Below are 1,974 nucleotides of genomic sequence, written 5' to 3' on the forward strand. Positions count from 1 at the left end.
GCCCGAGGCCGTATCCGGACCCGCGCTGCCCGCGACTCTCTTCCGCCACTTAATTCACCATCCGGTCTGTTGACACGCTCTGGGGATCCGCGGTACCTGCGCGCGAATCCCATCGACAACCGTAAGCCACCCGCACGGACCTCGCCACGCTTGCGTTGTGTCCGCTCACCTGGACTACTCTCACGACGCGCCTCGTACCAGCCTCATAGCAAGAGCCCGAGAGAAAATTCCGCCAGCTGTGTCCGGACCGGGTTCGCGCACGGTGCCGACAGCGACGTGCATCACTGAGCTGGCACTTTCCGCTCCCCCACCCGATCCCCGGCCGGAATATTCGCGTCTCCAGAGGGAATGGTAGCTGCGGATCGCCGACTCGTCCTGTATCGCGTCGACTTCCGCGCAGGAAGACGGAGCCGAGTTGCGCGATCGCGCCCTCACGCGGGCTCCGGCACGACGGCGACCGAGGCATCCCCACCGAGGCATCCCCGGGGAAAGTCCCAGGGAAGGATGGTCGGCATGACCGAGCATGCGCCGTCCCTTGTCGAGCTGGCCAGGCGTTTCGGTGTCGCCACCGAGTACCAGGACTGGACCGGGCGACAGGTGCCAGTTCCGACGAGCACACTGGTCGCAGTCCTGGCGGCGTTGGGCGTGGCCGCGAACACCGAGCAGGAGCGCAACCTCGCCCTGGTTGCGCACCTGCGGTCGTACTGGACCCGGCGTATGCCGGCGACCCTCGTCGGGCGCAGCGGTGACCAGATCCGATTCTGGGTCCACGTGACTCACGGGGACCCGGCCGAGGTGTGGTTGCAACTCGAGGACGGGACCGCGCGCAGCGGGATCCGGCAGGTCGACAACTTCACCCCGCCGTTCGACCTGGACGGCCGCTGGGTCGGCGAGGCCAGCTTCGTGGTGCCGGGCGACCTGCCGCTGGGCTACCACCGGGTGCATCTGAAATCCGGGGACGCCGAGGACAGCACCGCGCTCATCGTGACGCCGGACTGGCTCGGCTTTCCCGAACGGCTCGCCGCCCGCCGCGCCTGGGGCCTTGCCACCCAGCTCTACAGCGTGCGATCGCGCCAGTCATGGGGCGTCGGGGACCTCACCGATCTGATGGACCTGGCGGTGTGGTCGGCGTGCCGCCACGGGGCCGACTACGTGCTCGTCAATCCGCTGCATGCGGCGGCCCCCACGCTCCCCATGGAGCCGTCGCCCTACCTGCCGACGTCACGGCGTTTCGTCAACCCGCTCTACCTTCGCGTCGAGGCGATCCCCGAGTTCGCCGAGCTGAGCAAGCGCGGCCGGGTGCGACAACTGCGCTCCGATGTGCAGCGCCGAGCCGTCCGCGTCGACGCGATCGACCGCGACCGGGCCTGGGCCGCCAAGCGCGCCGCGCTCGATTTGGTGCACCGAGTCCCCCGGTCGGCGGGCCGCGATCTGGCGTACGCGAGCTTCCGGGAGCGCGAGGGCCGCGCACTCGACGACTTCGCCACGTATTGCGCGCTGGCCGAGAGATATGGCGCCGACTGGCATCGGTGGCCCGACTCCCTGCGGCATCCCGGTGCCGCGGGCGTCGCCAGGTTCGCCGAGAAGCACCCGGACGCCGTCGACTTCCACCGCTGGATGCAGTGGCAGCTCGATGAGCAGCTCGCGGCGGCGCAGTCACAAGCGGTGCGGGCCGGGATGGCTCTCGGCGTCATGCACGATCTGGCAGTCGGCGTGCATCCCAACGGCGCCGACGCATGGGCCCTGCAGGACGCGATGGCTTCGGGCGTGACCGCCGGTGCGCCGCCGGACGAGTTCAACCAGCTCGGTCAGGACTGGTCCCAGCCACCCTGGCGGCCGGACCAGCTGGAGCAGCAGGAGTACGAGCCGTTCCGCGCGCTGATCCAGGCGGTGTTGCGGCATGCCGGCGGCGTGCGGATCGATCACATCATCGGGCTGTTCCGGCTGTGGTGGATCCCCGCCGGCGCCCCGCCC

At 69.9% G+C, this 1,974-nt stretch carries 1 protein-coding gene; it reads left to right on the forward strand.

The window, feature by feature from the left end; genetic code table 11:
- Nucleotides 1-513: 513 nt before the first annotated feature.
- On the forward strand, nt 514-1,974 hold a 1,461-nt coding region (gene malQ / locus AC2VOK_RS05785; RefSeq protein ID WP_428899627.1), incomplete at its 3' end, for a 4-alpha-glucanotransferase.

The organism is Mycobacterium sp. TH-M116 (genome assembly GCF_057473685.1).